This is a genomic window from Candidatus Tisiphia endosymbiont of Nemotelus nigrinus (genome assembly GCF_964026475.1).
In the GTDB taxonomy this organism is placed as follows: Bacteria; Pseudomonadota; Alphaproteobacteria; order Rickettsiales; family Rickettsiaceae; genus Tisiphia.
In genome coordinates, this window is record NZ_OZ032151.1 from 31947 (window position 1) to 50361 (window position 18415).

The 18415-nt window shown below is 32.5% G+C and carries 16 protein-coding genes; 8 read left to right on the forward strand and 8 right to left on the reverse strand.

The window, feature by feature from the left end; genetic code table 11:
* Window positions 1-140 precede the first annotated feature (140 nt).
* Both AAGD39_RS00175 and AAGD39_RS00180 read left to right on the forward strand, forming a co-directional pair.
* Window positions 141-1085 carry an LD-carboxypeptidase gene (locus AAGD39_RS00175; RefSeq protein WP_341756654.1) on the forward strand — a complete coding sequence of 315 codons (945 nt, stop codon included), beginning with the start codon at window positions 141-143 and terminating at the stop codon, window positions 1083-1085.
* Window positions 1086-1459: 374 nt separating this feature from the next.
* The gene (locus tag AAGD39_RS00180; protein WP_341756655.1) at window positions 1460-1900 is read left to right on the forward strand and encodes a hypothetical protein; all 441 of its coding nucleotides are present in this window, start codon (window positions 1460-1462) and stop codon (window positions 1898-1900) included.
* Between the two features lie 268 nt (window positions 1901-2168).
* Here AAGD39_RS00180 and dusB read toward each other — a convergent pair whose 3' ends face one another.
* Both dusB and AAGD39_RS00190 read right to left on the reverse strand, forming a co-directional pair.
* A complete protein-coding gene (dusB, locus tag AAGD39_RS00185) occupies window positions 2169-3140 on the reverse strand; it encodes a tRNA dihydrouridine synthase DusB (protein WP_341756656.1) in 972 nt (323 codons plus the stop codon).
* A gap of 359 nt (window positions 3141-3499) precedes the next feature.
* On the reverse strand, window positions 3500-3811 hold the full coding sequence (locus AAGD39_RS00190; RefSeq protein WP_341756657.1) for a hypothetical protein: 312 nt from the start codon (window positions 3809-3811) through the stop codon (window positions 3500-3502).
* 229 nt (window positions 3812-4040) lie between these two features.
* On the opposite strand from AAGD39_RS00190, the gene ybeY reads away from it, so the two are divergent.
* Genes ybeY through AAGD39_RS00205 form a run of 3 tightly spaced genes read left to right on the forward strand, consistent with a single transcriptional unit; the run spans window position 4041 to window position 7096 of the window.
* Window positions 4041-4538, forward strand: a complete 498-nt coding sequence (gene ybeY / locus AAGD39_RS00195; RefSeq protein WP_341756658.1) for an rRNA maturation RNase YbeY — start codon at window positions 4041-4043, stop codon at window positions 4536-4538.
* A gap of 6 nt (window positions 4539-4544) precedes the next feature.
* Window positions 4545-5465 carry a hemolysin family protein gene (locus AAGD39_RS00200; protein WP_341756659.1) on the forward strand — a complete coding sequence of 307 codons (921 nt, stop codon included), beginning with the start codon at window positions 4545-4547 and terminating at the stop codon, window positions 5463-5465.
* Entirely contained in the window at window positions 5462-7096 is a 1635-nt protein-coding gene (locus tag AAGD39_RS00205) for an ABC-F family ATP-binding cassette domain-containing protein (RefSeq protein WP_341756660.1), read from the forward strand. Before AAGD39_RS00200 ends, AAGD39_RS00205 begins: the two co-directional genes overlap by 4 nt.
* A gap of 65 nt (window positions 7097-7161) precedes the next feature.
* Here AAGD39_RS00205 and AAGD39_RS00210 read toward each other — a convergent pair whose 3' ends face one another.
* Entirely contained in the window at window positions 7162-7869 is a 708-nt protein-coding gene (locus AAGD39_RS00210) for a hypothetical protein (RefSeq protein ID WP_341756661.1), read from the reverse strand.
* Between the two features lie 809 nt (window positions 7870-8678).
* Here AAGD39_RS00210 and AAGD39_RS00215 point away from each other — a divergent pair.
* The 3 genes from AAGD39_RS00215 to rimM all read left to right on the forward strand — a co-directional run bounded on the left by AAGD39_RS00215 (window position 8679) and on the right by rimM (window position 11675).
* Entirely contained in the window at window positions 8679-9623 is a 945-nt protein-coding gene (locus AAGD39_RS00215) for a D-alanyl-D-alanine carboxypeptidase family protein (protein WP_341756662.1), read from the forward strand.
* Window positions 9624-9799: 176 nt separating this feature from the next.
* On the forward strand, window positions 9800-11152 hold the full coding sequence (locus AAGD39_RS00220; protein WP_341756663.1) for an MFS transporter: 1353 nt from the start codon (window positions 9800-9802) through the stop codon (window positions 11150-11152).
* A gap of 16 nt (window positions 11153-11168) precedes the next feature.
* Entirely contained in the window at window positions 11169-11675 is a 507-nt protein-coding gene (gene rimM / locus AAGD39_RS00225; protein ID WP_341756664.1) for a ribosome maturation factor RimM, read from the forward strand.
* 42 nt (window positions 11676-11717) lie between these two features.
* Here rimM and AAGD39_RS00230 read toward each other — a convergent pair whose 3' ends face one another.
* The 5 genes from AAGD39_RS00230 to rimP form a co-directional block, all read right to left on the reverse strand.
* Complete coding sequence (locus AAGD39_RS00230) at window positions 11718-12203, reverse strand: GNAT family N-acetyltransferase (protein WP_341756665.1); 486 nt, start codon at window positions 12201-12203, stop codon at window positions 11718-11720.
* Between the two features lie 9 nt (window positions 12204-12212).
* Window positions 12213-12596, reverse strand: coding sequence for a 30S ribosome-binding factor RbfA (gene rbfA, locus AAGD39_RS00235; RefSeq protein ID WP_341756666.1), 384 nt, complete (start codon window positions 12594-12596; stop codon window positions 12213-12215).
* Complete coding sequence (gene infB / locus AAGD39_RS00240; RefSeq protein ID WP_341756667.1) at window positions 12597-15092, reverse strand: translation initiation factor IF-2; 2496 nt, start codon at window positions 15090-15092, stop codon at window positions 12597-12599.
* A gap of 1049 nt (window positions 15093-16141) precedes the next feature.
* Window positions 16142-17635, reverse strand: coding sequence for a transcription termination factor NusA (gene nusA, locus AAGD39_RS00245; RefSeq protein ID WP_341756668.1), 1494 nt, complete (start codon window positions 17633-17635; stop codon window positions 16142-16144).
* A gap of 14 nt (window positions 17636-17649) precedes the next feature.
* Window positions 17650-18141 (reverse strand): ribosome maturation factor RimP, encoded by a 492-nt coding sequence (rimP, locus tag AAGD39_RS00250; protein ID WP_341756669.1) that lies wholly within the window; start codon window positions 18139-18141, stop codon window positions 17650-17652.
* Window positions 18142-18415 lie beyond the last annotated feature (274 nt).

The window sequence follows — 18415 nt, forward strand, 5'->3', positions numbered from 1 at the left end:
AATCCAGAAGAGTGATTAGCAGTAGGTTGCTTCGTATGCTTACGCATACTCGCAATAACACCAGTTTGCTATGCACGTCCCACACCGTCTCAATTATTCGACTCCTAACAATTCGCACAATCTTCCTACCGGTTATTTTTATGTTATTGTCAGCCTTTTCTAGTTCAGATTTCAACAAGAATAATGCAGAATTTATTAGTTTATTGAAAGATACAAAAATTACTATTGTTGCTCCTGCCTCAGGAGGAAGCAATGAATTATTATCTAATTTGAGAAATATTGCTTCATTAAAACTAAATATTCCAAATGATTGTTTTGCAGGAAAAAGTTTATTCCATTCTACTGATGACAAAACAAGATTATTATGCTTGGAAAAAGCACTAACCGATCAATCAAATAACGTAATATGGACTCTTCGAGGGGGCTATGGTTCAGCAAAATTGATTCCTGAGTTACAACGCTTAAATAAACCGATAAAAGAAAAGTTCTTTATCGGATTTAGTGATATGACAGCCTTACATATTTTCTTGTCGCAAGAATGGGGGTGGAAGCCAATACATGGCAATGGTATCATTGAAATACTTAATCCAACTAAAGATCGTCAAAATTTCATAAAAATAGCCAAAATAATTTCTGGTAAAGAAACTCAAGCTAAAATTAAAGGATTATCAGCCCTCAACCTTGCGGCAAAATCTAGTAAAATCGTTACAGGCAATCTTACAGGCGGGAATCTAACCATTGTACAAACATCCATAGGTACATCATGGCAGATAAAAACAGCTGATAAGATACTTTTTTTAGAAGATGTTTCTATAAAACCGTACCAGCTAGACCGTGCTTTACATCATTTAAAACAAGCTGGGCTGTTAGATCGAATAAATGCTATAATATTTGGAACTTGTGGAAGTGATAATGAAGATATCATTGCTGCTCTCACTGATTTTGCTGCTACCTTAAAAATTCCAGTATTTAAGACTAACAGATTTGGGCACGAACGAGTTAATGATCCAATTATTTACAATACTAATACAAAAATTATTCTCACGGATAAGAATCAGTTTGAATTAATAATGCAATGCCATTAAGTAACATCAACAGTTGTTCTGATGAATATGGACTGTTACTACACTCATGTGGTCTAGCAATGACACTTGTGTACCATAATATCCCTATAGTTTTTTGCTATTTTTACGATATAATAAAAAATGTAGGGTATGGAATCTAGTTATTAAATCAATTTGAAATACTTTGTGGTAATTTTAATAAGGGACTATATCTTATTATTAATATTTTCATTTAATATACTTTGCATATTGAAATTTTTTTGATACTATATAAAATATATGATATTAAAAATAAAGGAGGTCTTATATAAGGTAACATCCAAATCATTTAAGTAGATATTATAGATATACAATTAAGTAGTAACATAAAATTATCAACTATCTGGAGCATAAATATGAAGATTGCTAATTTTGAAATAGGTTCAACCATTATAATTGCCTTACTTGCTATAGCTTTTTTCATGAATGTCAACAAAATAGGTGGTGAAATTACTTATCAACTATTAGTGATTTTTACAATTATTTTAATCATTATTGAAGTGGTGTTGATCGTAACTTTTATCAAGTGGCTGTATAGTATTAGGGCGATATGTAGCAATCTCCAGAGCATTAGCCAAGGTTTCTATGATAATTTCAAAGATCAAGACAAAGTGACTCTATTACAGAAAGAATTAAGAGAGCTAGGTATCCTAATTAGCAAGAAAGAACAGTATGTTTTGCACACGACATTTCATGTAGAAGAAATAGAAAAGTATGTAAGAATATTACTTGATGAGCTTAAAGAAGTTACTAGGTTTAGCAAAGACAAAGAACAAGGACAAGTAGGAATAAAATAACAAACTTATAATTTAAATTTTGTTTATAGAGTTTGGGGTTCAATATATAACAAGATAATTTTAAGGAATGCTTTAAACCTGATTGTTTCTGATTAAACAACTGAATTTGATATAACTTGTTATATTGAATTCAGCTTAATTATTAACATGTTGTAAAATTTTTCTTGCATCCTCACTAGACACTTATATCATAATTTAAAGATATAAGTGTCTAGTAGAAGGATTTGTAACATTAAACTCAAATAAATTAGTATAAGAAATTTGAATTTTAAAAATATTTCTCATAAAATTCAGTGATCTTTTCTTTAACCTTAACAGGATCAAGCATCATATTAATCGCACCTCTGAATTCCGCTGAATTTGCTAAACCACTACTATACCAACCTATATGTTTTCGGGCTAGTTGAACGCCGGTATCGTTTCCATAATATTCTAGCATGGCATCATAATGACTTATTATCACCTCTAGCTGTTCTGCCATGGAAGGGGAGGGGAGTTCTTCTCCTGTTTCAAGATAATGGGCTATTTGAGAAATAAACCATGGTCTACCATATACTCCCCGACCAACCATTATGCCATCAGCTCCTGATTTTTGTAAGCATTCCTTAGCTTTAGACAAGGAAGTAATATCTCCATTCGCAATGACTGGAATCTTTACCGCATCTTTAACCTGTCTTATAAACTCCCAATCTGCTTGACCAGAATAAAACTGGCATCTTGTTCTACCATGGATGGTGATCATTTGGATACCAGCATCATAGGCTATTTTTGCCAAATTTGGTGCATTTTTAGTTTGTTCATCCCAGCCAGTACGCATTTTTAAAGTTACTGGGATTTTTACCGCTTTGACCGTAGTCTCTAAAATTTTTGCCGCTAATTTCTCATTTCGCATTAAAGCTGAACCAGAATAGCCATCTACTACTTTTTTAGCTGGGCAACCAAAGTTTAAATCAACAATCTTGGCTCCCATATCCTCAATCGTTTTAGCTGATTTTGCTATTATATCAGGTTCACATCCAGCAATCTGTACACATGAACCAGTAGCGTCGTCTTGAATGATAGCACATCTTTGCAAAGATTGCATTGTTTCAATAATCATTGCCCTACTTGCTACCATTTCAGAGACTACCAAACCTGCACCAAATTTTCGTACTAATTTTCTAAATGGTAGGTCAGTGACCCCAGACATTGGAGCTAATATCACCGAATGAGGTAGTTGAATATTGCCTATTCTTATCATCGACTTATTTTAATTACTTAAATCAGAGATTATAGCTGAATAAGAAACAATTTTGCTAGAAGATTATAAAGTTTATTGATTTTAATTTTTGGAGTTTTTGTAAACAAAAACCCCAATATTCATCACATTTTAATGCTATTATAGTTAACCCGTTAATGTTCTAGATACTCTTTACGTCATATATGGACGAAGTCCATTGATGGGTTTGGACGGAGTCCATGCCGTCATTGCGAGGAGCTGCTTAGTAGCGACGAAGCAATCCAAAAAATGACCAAAATGGATTGTTTAGTTTGGACTTTATGTTTTCTTTCGATGACATTTAGGAGCTTATAATAATATTAAGAACTTATTCAGGTTAGCTATGAGAAGTCTTCAAAGTGTACGGTGGTATCACCTAAAGTAATAATCGTTGAGTTTGGTAATTCACGCTCATAATGCTTATCATTATAGTCAAGTACTAAATGACCATCAGCTGTAAGAGAAAGAAGCTGGATAAAGAAATTATGTCCATTAAGAATTATACAGTGATTCCATGCCTCTAGGAGCATAGGTTTTTCAAAATGCAAATTAGTTATAGTAGATGATTTTGCTAATGGTGGTGTTTCTAATCTTTTTTCTGATCCTAATATTCTTGGTGTATCTGGTGTATCTGGTGTATTAGGGTGGAACATAATTTTTTACCTATTTAAAATTGTTTTGCGCATTATATATATTCTAATTTTTTATGCAAGCTTTTAATTATGTTTCTAAAGATTTTGCCTAAAAAAATTCTCACATATTTCGTAAAGCAAAAAGTTAATAAAAACTGGTGCAAATTTACTATAAAGTTATATAATTAAAGCTATTTAAACCAACTGCAAAAGCCATATTTGATCAGTCATAATCCAAAAAGATTATATTATGAAAATCGATGTAGAAATTATTCGAACCTATCAAGATTGGAAAAATCATAAATTTATCAATAAACCATTAGTGAAGAAGGTTGTGTGTGCTATACTAAATAAATATAAGAATTTTAAAGGAGTAGCAAGGTTTGAGGTAGCGATATTACTGACTGATAATAATGAAATGTTAAATTTGAATAGCCAATTTTGTGGCAAGGGGAAAGCTACAAATGTGCTATCATTTCCTGATATAGAATTAGATTTTCGGCAGTTACTTGAATTTACTCCTAACTTAGATTATATGTATTTAGGGGACATAGCTTTTGGTTATGAAATAATTCATAATGAAGCTATAAGTCAAAATAAAAGCTTTAGAGATCATTTTGTGCATCTCTTGGTACATAGTATTTTACATTTACTTGGTTTCGATCACCAAAATGACGAGGAAGCAATTATTATGGAGAATTTAGAAGTAGAAATATTAAAGGATTTTGCTATTGTTTCTCCATATTAACGAATTATGCTAGGTTGCGTGAAAAAAGAAGACCTTTCCTATATTAACTCTAACAAGGCTATGCTTACAAATCCTTCAAAATTTGACATTCTTAAAGCTTGGCTATCTCGTATGCTTTTTAAAGAGAAGCCAGAGGATAATTTTTATTATACTATTAAAAAGCTAAAATCTAACAGTAAGAAAATGGCGTTAGAAGAAAAAAAGATTTTTATGAATCTTTTGAAATTTGGTCATAAAACTGTAGAAGATGTAATGATCCCTAGATCTGACATTAAGGCAGTAAAATTAACTACTAGCGTAGAGGAGTTAAGCCAAATGCTTAATAGCAAAATACCTCATACTAGAACGTTAGTTTATGATGAAACGTTGGATAATATAGTTGGTTTTATTCATATAAAAGATTTGTTTAAACTCCTTGTTACTAAGCAGAATTTGCCGTTAAAAAGGATAATTCGTAAACCTATCATTTCTGCTCCTTCAATGAAATTGATAGATTTATTAGCGAAAATGCGAAGAGATCGTGTGCAAATTTCTATAGTTGTTGACGAATATGGTGGAACTGATGGTATTGTAACCATTGAAGATATTATGGAAGAGATAGTTGGTAGGATAGATGATGAGCATGATAAAAAATCAGATAATGATAATTTCAAAATTATCGATAATAATACCATTTTATCAAATGCTCGGGTGAAGGTTGAGGAACTTGAATTAGCTCTTGGTGTGAAATTAAAAACAGAAAATGATGAATTCGATACAATTGGTGGGCTAGTCTTAGCAAAGGTAGGTAATGTGCCTTCGGTTGGTACTAAAATTGATATTGAGGAACAGGTTGAACTTGAGGTGACCGAGGCAGAACCAAGATCACTTAAGCAGGTTAAATTGAGATTAAAAAATGGTACATTATTACCTAATTATACTTTATGATTATTACAACTAATTTAGCCATGAGTTATGGTGCAAAAATATTGTTTACTGACGTAAATGTTCATATCAGAAATGGTAATAGATACGGACTTGTCGGAGCAAATGGTGCTGGTAAGTCTACTCTTTTTAAAGTTCTAATTAAAGAAGAGGAAGCAAGTATTGGTGAAGTAAACATAGTTAAGAAGGCTCGTATTGGTTGCTTGAAACAAGATCAGTTTCTTTATGAAAATACCTCAATTATTAATACTGTTATTGCTGGTAGAAGTGAATTATGGCAAGCTCTGCAAGAAAAGGAAAAAATCCTAGAGAATGATCAATGTGATGAGGAAAGCGGTTATCGATTAGGTGAGTTGGAACAAATTATCGCTGATAATGATGGATATATCTCGGAAATTTTTGCCATTGAGTTACTACTAGGTTTAGGGATACAAGAAAAGTACCATTACCAACCATTGTCCGTTTTATCCGGCGGATACAAACTTAGAGTATTACTAGCACAAAGTTTATTCAACAATCCTGATATATTACTACTCGATGAGCCAACCAACCATCTTGATATAGTTTCAATTTATTGGTTAGAAAATTATCTAAAACAAAAATTCAAAGGGGCTTTGGTATTTATTTCACACGATCTGGCTTTTCTTAATAACATTTCTACACATATTCTTGATATAGATTATGGTACCATCAAAACTTATACTGGTAATTATGATGTTTTTGTTCGTGACAAACAGTTAATTGCTGATCAAAAACTTAAAGATCTTACTAATATAGAAAAGAAAATTGCTACTATGCAGGTTTTTGTTGATAAATTCCGGGCTTCAGCTAGTAGAGCTAAGCAGAGCGCATCAAGGGAAAAGCAAATAGAGAAAATGGAACTACCTGATATACAAAAAAGTTCACGTATTAGTCCATATTTTAATTTTAAGCAAAAAAGACCGTCTGGAAAATTAGTGTTACAAGTTAAGGGAGTTTCTAAAAATTATGAAAATAAAAAAATATTAAATAATGTGAGTTTTACCGTAACACGAGGGGAGAAAATTGTTATTATTGGTCCAAATGGTATTGGTAAATCCACTCTACTAAAAATTCTTCTTGGTAAAATATCCTCAGATTTGGGAAGTTATGAATGGGGATATGAAACTCGAATTTCTTATTTTGCTCAGGATCATCATGAATTACTAAATGAAAATATCAACATTATTGATTGGTTATCCAACCAAATACCTACTGAAAATGATAATACGCTGCGTAGTATATTGGGTCAATTATTGTTTCGTAAAGATGAAGTAAATAAGAATATTTTAAATTTGAGTGGTGGAGAGGGAGCTCGTTTATTGTTAGCTAAAATTATCTTGGAAGAAGGTAATATATTGGTATTAGATGAACCAACTAATCACTTAGATATTGAATCTAAACATATGCTAAAAAATGCACTAATTAACTATCCAGGTACTTTAATATTAGTAACTCATGATAGAGATTTTGCTAGCAGTATAGCTACAAGGATTATTGCCCTATCTCACCAAACTATTACTGACTTTAAAGGTAAGTATCAGGAATATTTGGCTAAATATAGCAATGATTATTTGGATAGTAATTGGGTATTGGCAAATAAGGGGACAAAGTAGCAAAGCTGTCATCTCTGCAAAGGTAGAATCATTTCCACAAACTGTTAGAAAGTCAGAAAAGGAAGTTATGCACTGTCTGCAGTAGTGTCTTTTAAGGGCAAATCAAACTCAATGGCAAAAGCGGATTCTTCATCAGCAGTGAAACAACCTTCTGAGACTAATGCACTCTTCCAAATTTCAAAAAACATTTCAGGTGAGCAAGCCTCCTTAAGATCTTGTAAATAAGTACGCTTTTCAAGAAAATTCAAAACCGAGAAAAAGCTCGAGCTATCTAATAAAACATGTTTAGGCATACCTTTATAACTATTTACGGTAACCTGCTGCAGCTCTTTATCAGAATAAAGCTTCCATAATTCAGGCATTAATCTGGTTTCTTCTTCATAAAAATGCAGAAGATTGTGAGACAAGAGCTGATCATATGAGGAGCAGATATGGCAGCCCTGTATAACCCGTTCTTCATCATCCACTGTTTTTATCGCAGTTTCAAAAAGCCCCTGAAATTCCATCAGCTCATTTTGCTGGTTGAAATGCATTTGTTCAACATGCTTATGCACGGTTGTTCCTTTTTTATTAAACAGTGGGGTAAAATATTTTTCCTCTTTTTGTGCATGCATTTTTAGATCAAATGCAATAGTATCAAAAGAACTTTTAATACTAGTTACAGCTTCTATTTTTCGAAAATCTGTTTTACCTAGCTTTTCTCCAAACTGGTACAGCTCCTTACGAATGAACTTATGTATACTTCTATACAAATCATACCTTAACACTGTCATTTTATTACACTCCTTGACTAAATTGGAAATTTATATTTTAATCTAATACCAATCCTGTTGCAAATTCTTTTACAAGAATATTCGGCATTGCCTAATAACTGTCTAGAAAATTTAATGCAACTTATTATTAAAAAAAATGTTAAATACACTTAGTGGAAGAACTACCACATGCTATAATACACTTTTTATAGCTAACTAGGGATAACATTATGCCAAATTTACAGATGTCTAATAGCAACAAAGCAATCTAGGAAAATAATGAGAAATGAATTGCTTTGTCGGATTACGTTTCCTTGTAATGATGGCATGGACTCCGTCCCACAACCGTCGAAAGTTAGAAAAGGAAGCTGTTTTTAGGCAAGGAAATGTCATTGCGAGGAGTGCGTAAACACGACGAAACAATCCAAATTTAATCATTTTATGGATTGCTTCGTCGACCTTCGGTCTTCTCGCAATGACGTCACCCTATTTAAAACCCTCTCTTCTAACTTTCGACAGTTGTGAACTCCATCCAAACCCATCAATGGACTTTGTCCATATATTGACGGTTTGGTTTTTTTGTGCCATTCTAGGAACGTCATTGCAAGCGAATGTACATGAGTGTGGCAATCCATGAACTCTGTCATTTGGATTGTTTCGTCGCTACTAGACATCAGTTTGTTACAGATAAATACTATTAGGGTTATCTATATTAAAAATTTTTAAGAATTACAGCTTAGGATAATTTTTTTATCTTAACTATATTTTAATCTTGCCATGACTTGCAAGATTGTTCTATCTTAATAAGAAGATTTCTAAAACAGAGAATTATGCTAATGAGATTATTAATATTTTTTTCCTGTGTATTAACATTTAGTACAAGTTTAAATCCTGCTTATGCTGCAAGAAAACCTGTGTCTTTGCCAATTCAAACAAGTCTTGTCGTAGATTACAAGAGTGGTAGAATATTGCATGATATAAATTCTACTACTAAAATATACCCGGCTTCATTGACAAAACTAATGACTTTGTATTTATTATTTGAAGCATTAGAATCTGGTAGGTTATCAATAAATCAAAAATTATATGTTTCAAAAAACGCAGAGAAAATGCTACCATGCAAACTAGGGCTTAAGGCAAAAGAATCTATTACTGTAAAAGAAGCTATTTTCGGGCTAATTATTAGATCAGCAAACGATGTAGCTATGGTAGTAGCTGAAAATATTAAAGGTACTGAAGAAAATTTTGCTCGTTTGATGAATATTCGTGCTAAACAGCTTGGTATGAAAGATACTTATTTTAAAAACGCTTCTGGATGGCATCATCCTTATCAAGAAACTACTGCCCGGGATCTTGCTAAACTAGCTATAGGTATTAAGCGAGATTTTCCTAAATATTATAGTTATTTTTCTAAAAATAACTTTGTTTTTAGAGGTAATATTGTACGAGGACATAATAAAGTAAATGAAACTTATGAAGGAGTTGAAGGGTTGAAAACTGGTTATACCACTCCAGCCGGCTATAACTTGATTACTGCAGCAACTAGACAAAATAAATCTTTGGTTGCTATTATTACAGGGGGTAGGTCTGCTGAATCTAGAAATCTGCAAATGATAAAACTATTAGATAGACATTTTGGTCATTCGAGCAATAGTAATGTTATGTCTAATAAGTTGATAACAGTACCATCAAAAACATATAGTAAAAAAACAAAGTCAACTAAAGTTGCGACAAATCCTAAAGTAAAAAACAGGAAAAAGTTAGTTCGAAGCTAGGAGACTGTCGGAAATAACTAATTAATTAGTTATTTCCGATAGTCTCCTAGGGTGCGTAAGAAAATGACGTTTATAAATTAGTTTCTTACGGTCTAAAATTTATGTTTAAGACAATTTTATAAAACACATAGCTAATTGCTTAGTAATAGGTGTTGAGTAAGGAGGAGGAAACAAATATGAGTAAATTGATACAAGAAGATGAAGAGTTTATTCAAACTCATCTAACTAGAGAACACAAAGAGGTTATCGGGTTACTATCAATAGGTACATTCCTAGAATATTTTGATCTTATGCTCTATATACACATGGCGGTAATTCTTAATGAACTTTTTTTTCCTGAGCATGACCCACATGTAGCACAATTACTTTTAGCCTTTACTTTTTGTACAACATATTTATTAAGGCCTATAGGGGCATTAGTTTTTGGATGGATTGGTGATAATATAGGGCGTAAAACAACCGTTGTTATCACCACTTTTATGATGGCAATTTCTTGTATTATCATTGCTAATTTGCCTACTTATGCTGAAATAGGTGTCACTGCTGCTGTGATTGTGTCAATATGCCGTATTGTACAAGGTATGACTTCCATGGGAGAAATAATAGGGGCAGAACTATATTTGACTGAAACTATAAAACCACCGCAACAATATTCAGCTATATCATTATTGGGGTTCTTAGCAGCATTAGGGGGAACATTTGCTTTGGGTACTGCATATATTGCGACTACTTATCAGTTCAATTGGCGTTCTGCTTTTTGGGTTGGTTCGTTGGTTGCACTAATTGGTTCTGTAGCCAGGACTGCTCTAAGGGAAACACCAGAATTTATTGTTGCAAAAAGTCAAATGAAAAGAACTACATCAGACATTAATGAAGAACAAAATAATTTGCAAGAGAACCATACTTTAAAAAAAGTTAATAGAATAACAGCTTTATCTTTATTCTTTATACATTGTACTTGGCCAGTATGTTTTTATTTAGCATTTATTCATTGTGGAGAAATTCTTAGAAGTGATTTTGGTTATACAGCTGAGCAAGTTATTCATCAAAATTTCTTCGTTTCAATGGTAGAAATGTTAGGACTTTTACCATTGATATATTTAGGTTATTATATATATCCTATAGTAATTTTAAAGATCAGACTGGTAATTTTCTGGATTTTTATTTTAGTTTATCCATACTTATTAAATAATGTTAGAACACCATTTGATATTTTTTTGCTCCAGTCATTTATGATGTTTTTTGTACTTGATGTCACTCCAGCCATATCAATTTTCTATATATATTTCCCTATCTTTAAGCGTTTTACTTATAGTGCTGTTTTGTTTGCTCTATCACGTACGGTGATATATATTATCACATCTTTTGGGCTTATTTATTTAACGGAATATTTAGGTAATTATGGATTGCTGATTATTACGATTCCAGTCATGATTGGATATACCTTTGGTATATTTCATTTTGAAAAATTAGAGAAAATAGCTGGAAAATATCCTAAAAAGAAAAAATGGTTTCTCTTGATGAATTAGGTGGTTGTATATTCAAATGACGTTTATTAAAGGAGGTTTAATTTTTGTTGGTGTAGTATTATCAGCACAAGGAATAAAAGGTAATGTTTACGTCAAATCTTTTACTATGCCGAATACTAATATTATTAAAATGAATTTAGTCGATGAATTAGGAGAAAAAATTGTTCTTAAACTACTTAGTCAAAATTCTAAAGGTGATATAATATGCAGATTTAACCAAGTGAATAATAGGACGTTAGCTGAAGGGTTAAAGGGATGTAAGATTTTTTGTCATAGGTCAGATTTCCCTTCCTTAAAGGAAGACGAATTTTATATTGAAGACTTAAAAGGTTTATTAGTACTAGATACCAGTCTAGTCGTTATAGGAAAAATTATAAATATTTTTAATTTTAATGCAGGTGATATTATTGAAATTGAGTTTGTCAACGATAAAACAGTAGAACTATTTCCTTTTAACAAGCAGTTTTTCCCAGTAATTACTAAAGAACATGTTATTCTTAACATAAATGTGAGATATAGCTAACCCGGCTAATTGAAAAGGAATAATTAGCAAAATATTGTTCAATTATTGAGATGATGCACTTTCTTTATTCCAATATAATTTCATTCCTTCATGAGTTGTTTCAAAGCCAAGTTTTTCATAGAACTGTTTGGCTCTTGGGCGTTTTTTATTAGTTGTCAACTGAACAATAGACACTCCTTTTGATTTACCATACTTCATTGCAGTATTCATCATCCATTCCCCTAAATGTTGCCCTCTATAGTCTTTTGAAACGCGAACAGCTTCAATTTGCATCCTTGTTGAACCTATGAAAGTTAGTGATGGCATGATGGTCAAATGGCAAGTGCCAACGATTTCTTTATCCATTTCCATTATCATCAAATATTGATTGGGATCGTTATCTATACTGTGGAATGCATCAATATAAGCTTGATCTAATCTTTCTGAAAGCTGTTCTCTTGTTTGTCCAAGGTCATCTTCTAAAAGAAGGGTGATAATTGCTGTTAAATCAGCAATTGTTGCTTTACGATGGGTAAGGTTTTGGTTCATTTTAAAATCCTAATTCATTCTATTAATTTCAGCTTGCTTCAATAGATTCTCAACTTTATCAGCATTATCAAATCCATGATCATAATGAAAACGAATTTCTGGTGAATATTTTAAATTAATTTTAGCAGTTACAAAACTTCTTATAGCATATTTCGAATTATTTAAAGATTCAGTAAGTTGTGTTTCATTAAAGACCGTGTTAAACGGCAGGAAATAACAATCTGCTACCTTTAAATCAGCAGTAACTAAGACTTTGGTAATAGTTACCGGACAATTAATCAGCCGTTCATCTAACATCTTACCACGCCTTAGTACTTCCACTAATACTGTATTTATTAATGATGCAACTTTTTTTTGTCTTGAAGACTTGTCTCTATCAAAAATTTTTTGCATTTACAATAACTGTTTTTTTTCTTCAATAATTTCAAAAACTTCTACAATATCGGATTGTTCGATATTCTCGTAATTTTCAAAAGCGATACCACATTCAAAGCCCTCGTGAACGTCTTTTACATCATCTTTAAAACGTTTGAGAGTTTTGAGCTTTCCTTCGTGAATAACAATATTATCTCGTAACAAGCGAGCTTTAGCACCTCTTTTTATACTACCCTTAGTAACATAACTACCAGCAATTTTTCCCACTTTTGAGACAGTGAATATTTGTCGGATCTCGGCTGTACCAATATATTGCTCACGAATAATTGGTGAAAGCATACCGCTGAGTATTGATTTAATATCGTCTAGCAAATTATAGATAAGAGAATAATATCTAATATCCACTTTTTCTCTCTCTGCCATAGCAAAAGCATTACTATTAGTTCTAACGTTAAAACCAATAATAATAGCATTTGATGCTTTAGCTAAGGTAACATCTGACTCCAATATTCCGCCTACTGCGTGATGTAAAATTCTTACACGAACTTCATCACTTGGCAGCTTTAATAGGCTACCAACAATTGCTTCAATCGAACCTTGTACATCACCTTTAACAATTATCGGTAATTCCTTTACCATACCAATATTGCCAGAAGCTTTTAGGAATAATTCTTCTATGCTTGATCTTTTGGTAACAGAAATTTTCTTTTCTTTTGCTAGGCGTTCACGATACTCTACAATATCCCGAGCCTGTTTTTCATTCTGCACTACATTAAACTGATCTCCTGCACGTGGGGCTTCATTTAAACCATAAATTTCTACTGGTAAAGTTGGTTCTGCCTTGGTAAGAGCCACGCCTTTATCATTATTCATTCTCTTAATTCTGCCATATTTCGTTCCGGCAACTACTATGTCTCCAATTTGTAGAATACCACGTTGTACCAATATAGTAGCCACAGCTCCCTTGCCTTTATCAACTTTTGCTTCTATGACTACACCAGCAGTGAGTCCGCTAAAGTTAGCCTTAAGATCCTGCATTTCTGCCACCAATAATATAGCCTCTTCTAACTTATCTAAATTAGTTTTTTTCAAAGCTGAAATCGGTACAATTATAGTATCGCCACCTAATCCTTCACTAACTAAATCGTACATTAACAAGTCATTCTTAATTCGGTCAAGATTAACATCTGGTTTATCGATCTTATTTATTGCCACAATTATTGGAACATTTGCCGCCTTAGCATGATTAATCGCTTCAATAGTTTGTGGTTTTATTCCATCATCTGCTGCAACTACTATAACTACTATATCAGTTACCTTAGCCCCTCTAGTCCTCATTTCTGAAAACGCTTCATGTCCTGGAGTATCAATAAAAGTAATAGACCGACCATCAGCCAATGTTACCCGATAAGCACCAATATGTTGAGTAATGCCACCTGCTTCCTGACTTGCTAAATCGGTTGATTTTAAAGCATCAAGTAACGAAGTTTTCCCATGATCGACATGTCCCATAATTGTTACAATAGGAGCTCTATGCTTTAAATCTTCTTCTTTATCAGCTTCACTAATCAATATATTTTCAACGTCAGATTCTTGAACTCTTTTTGCTGTATGCCCTAAGGTTGTAGCAATAAGTTCCGCTGTATCTGCATCAATTGTTTGGCTGGTCGTAGCCATAATGCCAAGCTTCATCAATTCTTTTATAACATCGGTTGCTCGCTCAGATATTCTATTGGCTAGATCTCCAACAGAAATGACCTCAGGAATAATAACTTCTCTATACACTTTTTCTGGTATTTGTTGATAAGCTTTACGCTTTTCTTTTTCCCTTGCTCTTTTTATTGAAGCAAGGCTTCTAGTTTTACCGGCATTATCACTTCCGTCTGCATCAAGCATATTGAAAATATCTGCCTTTTTTAATTTTTTAGGTTCTTCAATTTTAACCTTTGGCACTACTATTTTATTATCACCAACCTTGTCTGTTGAAGAAATATCTTCAAGTGCAACACCAAAATGGCTCTGAGAACCAATCACAGGTGATCTAACAAAGAGTTTGGATGGATTTTTATCCTGTGGATACGTATCTGTTAATATAACAGGAAGCACTTCAGAATCATTTTTGATATCTTGTGACTCATTCTGGGTATTTTCTAGGATATCTAAATGTTCTGATGGTGCAGATTGATTAATATCTGCCAGTTTGCTAAGAGTACTAATTTTATTATCAAGACTCTTAGATTTTGCATCTTCTGCTGCTTTTTTTAAAATGGTTAGGCGTCTATTAAATTCTTCTCCAGCAGTAGATTCGCTGCTTTGAGCAGTAGAACCACTAGACCAAAGTTTATTAAAAGACAAATTACCAGCTTGGGGATTACTCTTCTTAACTTCTACAATCGTTTTTGCAGAACTAACAAAACCTCTAGTTACGTTAGTAGGTTGAGAGGGTTTGTTAAGCGAGAGTTTTGAACCGCCAAGTGTTAATTTTTTTGGTTTAGGTTCTTGGTCATACGTCATAAATATTAAACCTTTAAATAGCAATTATATATGCTAAAGTTTTGTAAATAATCCTGCTATCTGATTAATGATTAGCAGATAGCTAGATACTCAAATGTTCACAGATTGATTCCGCAAAATTTGAGGGCATAATTTGCGTCTGCATCTTGTGCTTGTATAGCTAACCCGATTAGTATTTATCCATAGCAAACTGACGTCATTACGAGGAGGCATAAATACCAACAAAGCAATCTAAATATAATCTCTTTTCTGGATTGCTTAGCAGCTACTAAAGTAGCTCTCGCAATGACGTTTATGAATTTTGTGTAATGTTAGTATGGTTAACTATACTATAATACCAGTTTTTTTAAGGAAATTGCTAATTTTCTTTATTCAAAATTTATTATCTTGGCTTAGACACTTAACATTACTTCGTCTATTAGTGATGGTGTGTAAACACGATGAGGCAATCCAAATATAATCACTTTCCTAGATTGCTTCATTGCCACTAAAGTGGTTTCTTGCTAATAGATGTCAATTTACTATGGCTAAATGCTAATCGGGTTAGCTATAGTTAACTTTTGTTGGTAATGTTTTACTGGTAATATTTCAATTATATCAATAAAATTCTGAACACTAATACTTAATGTTAAATATTTCTTTAAATTCTTAGCTTTGTTCTACAATAATTATTTTGTAAAACGTTTATAACTCACCTCCTTACGCATACTGCAGACGGCAATTTAAAAATTGCAGAAAAGTACAAGGCGCTATTAGACACTGTTAACAAAGCTTATTCAATTGGTGAATAAAGTCTTTTTAGCTGCAAATTATAAGATTTTTTTGAAATAGGTATACTATTCCGGCAAAAATCTTATTAATTTTCGCTAAAAAATCCATTAATTCATCAATCAAATAAGCTTTGTTAACAGTGTCTAGCGAGACCACACAGTGATCGCAGGCAATCCACATTCGTTAAATTACTTCGTCGCCACCAAAGTGACTCCTCGCAATGATGCTAAGGAGCTAAGTTGTTTTCCCTATGACTTTTATGTCATGCGTAAGGTGAATTATTCATTATCGCTAATACGAGCTGTGCGAATCAGTAATTCTATATCATTATCTAGCATGCTACAATTAGGCACTAATGACCTAAACTCATTAACTGTTAACTCTCCCAAATCTTCTATAGTCTTTATACCATATTCAGCTAGTTTTAATATGAATTCCGGTTGTAAATCCAATATATCAATTAATTCTTGTTCAACACCTAAAGCCTTGAGTTTAATAATAATTTTTTCATTCTTAGCATTTATATAATTTATGGCTCGTTCTCTTATCTCAGTTGCTAATTCTTCTTCAAACCCTTCAATATTCATCAAATTTTCAACCTTAATGGAAGCTAACTGTTCTAAAGAAGTAAACCCTTGGGCGGATAATAGTTGTGCTATCACTTCTTCAACATCCAAGGCTTCCATAAATAATTCAGTAGCACAACGAAACTCATCACTTCTTCGTTTGGATTCTTGTTCTTCGGTCATTATATTAATATTCCAGCCAGTAAGTTTAGATGCTAAACGAACATTTTGACCTCTTCTACCAATTGCAAGACTCAAATTATCTTGAGATACGACTACATCAACTATATTTTTATCTTCGTCGATAACAATTTTTGCAATTTCTGCAGGAGCCAGTGCATTCATAATAAATTGGGCAATATTCTTGCTCCATAATATTATGTCTATCTTTTCACCATTAAGCTCATTAGTAATAGCTCTAATCCTATTACCTTTAATTCCTACGCATGAGCCTATAGGATCAATACTAGAATCAGAAGCAAATACTGCAACTTTTGCCTTTGATCCAGGATCGCGGGCTATAGCTCGTAACTCAATTATATTATCATAAATTTCTGGAATCTCTAATTCAAATAATTTTACTAGCATTTGGTCATCATTTCTAGATAGAAAAATTTGCGGTCCTTTAGATACCAATCTTACATCTTGTACATAAGCTTTAATACGGTCATTAACTTTAAAGTTTTCTCCTCTAATTAGCTGCTCTTTTTTAATTATTGCCTCAGCACGACCAAGGTCAACTATAATATTATTAAACTCTATCCTCTTAACAATGCCATTTAAAATCTCACCTTTCTTATCTTTAAAATCTTCATATTGTTTTTCTCTTTCCGTTTCACCAACACGTTGTATTATTATTTGCTTAGCTGTTTGAGCTGCAACACGTCCAAGATCAATAGGAGGTAAGAGTTCATAAATCTCATCACCAATTTTAGCATCGGCTTTCTTTTTTACAGCATCATTTAAAGAAATTTGAGTGAAGTTATTCTCTACACCATCTACTACATCAAGGACTCTAAAAAGACTAATATTACCATTTTTTCTGTCAATCTCAGCTTTTATATTATGCTCATTGCCATATTTTTTGCGTCCTGCAGCTTGTATAGCTTGTTCCATTGCCGAAAGCAATGCCTCCTTAGGAAGGTTCTTTTCTCTAGCCACAGATTCTATGATCTGTAGAATTTCTATGTTACCAATATTAATCATAAAGTCACTGCCTTTTAAGATTTTTTATTCATTAAATTTCTGAACATTTCATCTGTCAATACCAAAGAAGCTTTTTTTATCATATCAAATGAAAATATTATATCTTTACCATTATTATTTAGATAAATTTTGTTATCTTCAGCTTTAACTATTTTTCCCTGATATCGAGTTTGACCATTTAGTAATTCTTTTAATTTTATGGTAGCTTCTCTACCAAGGAATCTCGTATAATCTTCAAACTTTATTAAGGGACGTTCAATACCTGCTGAACAAACTTCTAAAAAATATTTATCACTAATTATATCTTCAACATCTAAGAGTGCCGAGATATTTCTACTAACATTACGGCAATCTATTATACTAACCTTATTAACATCTATTCTATCTATTAATACCTCAAGTACTTTATGGTTTAAACCTTTTAAAGTGACTTTTACTAAATCAAAACCAATATCTTTTAGGTTATCTTGGATAGCATTAATAATTTGTTGTTCTATAGTTTGCATTACAGCATAAATATTTCAAGACTTTAATAAAAAAGGTGGGTTTAACCCACCTTTACTCTTCACAACAATCAACTTAACTCATATAGATACAATATTTTTATGATATTAGCAACAATTAAAATTATCATTATATAGCTAACCCGATAGTATTTGCCTTAACTGAAAAGATGCCATTCCCGCGTAGGCGGGAATCTAAGATACCTGCCTACGCAGGGATAACATGATTGCTTCGTTGCCTTAGGTTTCTTGCAATGACGCTTATGAATTTGACGTA